General features: G+C 36.7%; 4 protein-coding genes. All 4 read right to left on the reverse strand.

Going from position 1 to position 5,147, the window contains the following annotated elements; genetic code table 11:
• Positions 1-230: 230 nt before the first annotated feature.
• Positions 231-1,385 carry a molecular chaperone DnaJ gene (dnaJ, locus tag HMPREF0518_RS07295; protein ID WP_003627505.1) on the reverse strand — a complete coding sequence of 385 codons (1,155 nt, stop codon included), beginning with the start codon at positions 1,383-1,385 and terminating at the stop codon, positions 231-233.
• Positions 1,386-1,466: 81 nt separating this feature from the next.
• Positions 1,467-3,293: a molecular chaperone DnaK gene (gene dnaK / locus HMPREF0518_RS07300; RefSeq protein WP_003627506.1), complete on the reverse strand. Its 1,827-nt coding sequence runs from the start codon at positions 3,291-3,293 to the stop codon at positions 1,467-1,469.
• Between the two features lie 17 nt (positions 3,294-3,310).
• Complete coding sequence (grpE, locus tag HMPREF0518_RS07305) at positions 3,311-3,910, reverse strand: nucleotide exchange factor GrpE (protein WP_003627507.1); 600 nt, start codon at positions 3,908-3,910, stop codon at positions 3,311-3,313.
• A gap of 15 nt (positions 3,911-3,925) precedes the next feature.
• Entirely contained in the window at positions 3,926-4,975 is a 1,050-nt protein-coding gene (gene hrcA / locus HMPREF0518_RS07310) for a heat-inducible transcriptional repressor HrcA (protein ID WP_003627509.1), read from the reverse strand.
• Positions 4,976-5,147 lie beyond the last annotated feature (172 nt).

Raw genomic sequence — 5,147 nt, forward strand, 5'->3', positions numbered from 1 at the left:
TGCTAAAGCTTAAGGCAGTTCAATCAGATCAGACTCTTTTCTATTGAATACTACAACTTGAGTCTAGTCCGATTGGACTTTTTTATTAACTAAAACGATTTAACTAGCACCACGCGTAGCTACTATATATTTCATTAGTACAGATTTACAAAAATCTACCTTTACCGCAGAGGTTCAACGAATATTAGCCTAAAACAAAAATGACATTGCGAAATGCAATGTCATTTATTTTAATCTTCGCCACTTAATTTATCTTTAAGTCGTTCAAAGAATCCCTTTTCTTTTGGTGTAATATCTCCACCACCATCATGAACAAAGTCAATTAAATCTTGTTTTTGCTTTTCATTAATATGCTTTGGAATAACGATATTAACTGTAATGATTTGATCACCATTACCATTTCCACGTAGATATGGTACACCTTGACCACGAAGGGTAAATTTCGTATTCGGTTGAGTACCAGCTGGGATAGTTAACTTTTGGTCGCCATGAACAGTCTTAACAGTAATCTCATCCCCCAATGTAGCTTGAGCAAATGAAATTGGAACATCAGTATAAATATTTTGTCCACGACGTTGGAAAACCTTAGATGGTTTAATTCTGTAATTAATATACAAATCACCGTAAGGTCCGCCATTTACACCGGCTTCACCTTGACCTTGATAACGAAGCTGTTGACCATTATCAATACCTGCAGGAATATAAACTTCAATAGTATTTTTACCTTCAACAGTACCTTTACCGCCACAAGTCTTACATGGGTGTTCAATGATCACACCACGACCATGACATTTATCACAAATAGTTTGACGGCGAATCATTCCTAACATGGATTGTTGAGTAACAGTCATATAACCTGTACCATGACATTTATCACAGGTAATTGGATGAGTACCCTTTTCACAACCATTACCACCACAAGTACCACAAGTTTCGCTGCGAGTATAGTTTACTTGTGTCTTCTTGCCTTTAATTGCGTCCATAAAGTCAATAGTCAAAGTATAATCTAAATCTTGGCCACGCTGTGGTGCAGTTGGATCTACTCTTTGTTGTCTACCTTGACCAAAGATATCACCAAAAATATCGCTAAAATCACCAAAACCAGAAGTATCAAATCCGGCACCACCAAAGCCTTGGCCAGCGCCACCAAAACCACCTTGGCCATTTACACCAGCGGAGCCAAATTGGTCATATTGTGCACGTTTTTGTTTATCATGCAAAACTTCATAAGCTTCGTTAACTTTTTTATATTTTTCTTCAGCACCAGGTTCATGGTTCAAATCTGGGTGATATTTTTTAGCTAACTTTCTATATGCATTACTAATTTCTTGGTCACTGGCGTTACGATCTACGCCAAGCACTTTATAATAATCTTCTTGTGCCATTAATTGAACTCCTTATATTTTCAAAAGAAAAGAACTACTCAATGGGTAGTTCTTTTCTCCTTTTGTTTAATTATAAACCCATTACTTGTTTGGATCTACCTTGTGGAATTCACCATCTTGGGCACCACCATTGTTACCACCTTGTGGGCCAGCTTGACCTGCAGCACCTTGTGCTCCACCATTTTGTTGGTAAAGCTTAACTGCCAAATCTTGAGCAGCCTTTGACAAAGCATCCTTCTTTTCCTTCATTTCGTCCAAGTTGTTGTCCTTTTGTGCCTTCTTCAAAGCTTCAAGGGCATCTTCAACTGGCTTACGGTCACTATCAGAAAGCTTATCCTTAGTATCCTTCAAAGTCTTGTCAGTAGTAAAGATTAATTGGTCGACTTCATTTCTAAGGTCAGCTTCTTCTTTACGCTTCTTGTCTTCTTCGGCATGTTCTTCAGCGTCTTTTTGCATACGCTTGATTTCTTCATCTGACAAACCGGATGAACTCTTAATGGTAATCTTTTGTTCTTTGCCAGTACCCATATCCTTAGCAGATACGTTTACGATACCGTTCTTGTCGATATCAAAGGTAACTTGAATTTGAGGAACACCACGTGGTGCTGGTGGAATATCAGTTAATTCAAAGCGGCCAAGAGTCTTATCATCGGCAGCCATTGGACGTTCACCTTGTAATACGTGAATATCTACAGCTGGTTGATTATCTGCAGCAGTTGAGAAAATTTGGCTCTTTGAAGTTGGAATAGTAGTGTTTCTGTCGATTAACTTAGTGAAGACACCACCCATGGTTTCAATACCAAGTGACAATGGAGTAACATCAAGCAAAACGATATCCTTAACATCACCTGAGATAACACCACCTTGGATAGCTGCACCCAAAGCAACAGCTTCATCAGGGTTGATTGAGTGGTCAGGTTCTTTACCAGCCCATTCTTTAACAGCCTTTTGAACTGCAGGGATACGAGTTGATCCACCGTTTAAGATAACCTTATCGATATCATTTACAGTTAAACCTGCATCCTTTAATGCATTATCAAATGGAACCTTAGTCTTTTCAACTAAATCACTAGTCAATTCATCAAACTTAGCACGAGTAAGGTCAGCTTCAAGGTGCAATGGGCCAGCTTCACCAGCAGAAATGAATGGAAGTGAAATATGAGTTGAAGATACACCTGATAAGTCTTTCTTAGCCTTTTCAGCAGCATCCTTTAAACGTTGCATAGCCATCTTATCCTTAGATAAGTCAACGCCATTTTCATCCTTAAAGTTCTTGATTAACCAATCCATGATACGGTTATCAAAGTCATCACCACCAAGGTGAGTATCACCGTTAGTTGATAATACTTGGAAAACACCGTCACCTAATTGAAGAACGGAAACATCGAAAGTACCACCACCAAGGTCGTAAACTAAAACCTTTTCATCTTGGTCTTTGTTTAAACCAAAGGCTAAAGCTGAAGCAGTAGGTTCATTGATAATTCTTTGTACATTCAAACCAGCGATCTTACCAGCATCCTTAGTAGCTTGACGTTGTGCATCGTTAAAGTAAGCAGGAACAGTAATAACTGCATCGGTTACCTTTTCACCTAAGTAATCTTCTGAGAACTTCTTGATGTATTGCAAAATGAATGCAGAAATTTCTTGTGGTGTGTATTCCTTGTCACCAACTTTAACCTTGTAATCAGCTTCACCCATGTGACGCTTAATTGAAACAATAGTGTTAGGGTTAGTAATAGCTTGACGCTTAGCTACTTCGCCAATTTGAATTTCTCCATCTTTAAAAGCTACTACAGATGGGGTAGTACGGTTACCTTCTGGGTTAGTAATAATCTTTGGTTCTTTACCTTCAAGAACTGCAACTGCTGAGTTAGTAGTTCCGAGATCAATACCAATAACTTTTGACATGTATAAACCTTCCTCTCCTATTGAGCAACTACAACCATTGCTGGTCTTAGTGTCCGATCTTTATATTGATATCCTTTTTGTAAAACCTGAACAACGTGATCTTTTTGATCATCATTTTCAGCTACCACAGTTTGAACAGCTTGATGCAATGTCGGATCAAATTTTACGTCTTCAGCTTCAATCTCAACGATCCCATGATCTTTTAATGCTTTAGTCAATGAATCAAGCGTCATCTTAACGCCTTTCTTCAATTGCTTAGATACATCATCATCGGCTTCTACGCTTAAAGCTCTTTCCAAATTGTCTACAGCAGGCAAAATATCTTTAGCTAAGCTTTGAGATTCATATTTAATAAGTTGGGCTCTCTCTTTTGAGTAGCGATTTTGCATATTTTGAATTTCTGCCTCGCTACGAAGATATTTATCTTCAAGCTCCTTATTTTTATCTTTTAAATCAGCTATTTCTTTAGCTAATTTTTCGTCATGATTATCTTTTTTTTCTTCTTTATCTTTTTTTGCTTCTTTATCTTCAGTTACCTTTTTCTTGGCAGCTTCAGGTGTTGAAGCAGTTTCTTTTTCATCTAAATTTTTTTCACTAGGAAACTTTTCTTTACTCACGGCTAACCTCCTCTATTATTGAAATTTACCGTAATAATCAAGCAACTTCTTGGCTAACTCATTTCTAAAGTATTCAAGAAGCCCTATCATTTGAGAATACGGCATATGCGTTGGCCCAAGTAAAGCTATTGTTCCTTTACCATGGGAGCCGACGCTATATTCAGCTGTCAGCAAACTATAATTTTTTAATAAATCATTTGGCAATTCAGATCCTAATTTTACCTTAACTGGATATTTTTCAGTTTTAGGATCAGCCTTAATATCCATCAAACTAGAAAACAAATTGTTTCGATCGATTAATTCATATAATGAACGAATATCATTTATATTGTTTTCAGATGTATTATTAAGCAAATTAATTTGCCCATCTACATACATTTGTTCACTAGCAGCATATTTTAAAACATCTTCAACTAAACTAAATAATTCACTAGCATGATCACTGCCCAATTCATTCTTAGCAAGTCCACTTAATAATGAAACATTAATTTCTTTTAAGCTCTTGCCAACTAATTGGTCATTAATCATTCGTACTGCTTTCTCAATTTCTTCACCATTAATATTATGTGGTAAAGCATAAACTTGATTTTGAACATTACCATCACTAGTAACCAGAATAGCCATCACTTGGCTAGAAGACAAAGGAACGATTCTAAAACCGGTAATTTTAACATCTCTACTCCCAGGTCCTTCAGCAAAAGCAGTATAATTAGTTAAATCGGATAAAATACGTGCTGCTTCCTGTACGATTTCATTCACTTGATGAAAAGGTCGATTCAATTGTGTTCCAATTGTGTTATAAACAGACTCTGGTAATTGAAGTGGCTCAACCAAATTATCAAGATAGTAACGATAGCCATCACTTGATGGAATTCTACCACTAGAAGAGTGAGTCTTTTCAATTAATCTTCGCTCTTCTAACACTGCCATTTCATTACGAATAGTAGCGCTTGATACTTTAATTGGCAATTGCTTCATTACCGTCTTCGAGCCTACAGGCTCATGCGACTGTGCAAAGTCTGTAATAATTGTTTTTAAAATAAGCTCTTGACGTTCGGTCAACATAATAATCGCCCTCACTTTTTAGCACTCGTAATTCTCAGGTGCTAGCAATTAATATGATACTATAAATTAGCAGAAAAGCAAGAGGAGTGCTAAAATTTCTTAAAATTATTTATGAAAATAAAAAGCCGAAAAACTTAGTTTGATTTTTCTAAGTTTTTCGGTCTTTTTAGTT

Source organism: Lactobacillus helveticus DSM 20075 = CGMCC 1.1877, from assembly GCF_000160855.1.
In the GTDB taxonomy this organism is placed as follows: Bacteria; Bacillota; Bacilli; order Lactobacillales; family Lactobacillaceae; genus Lactobacillus; species Lactobacillus helveticus.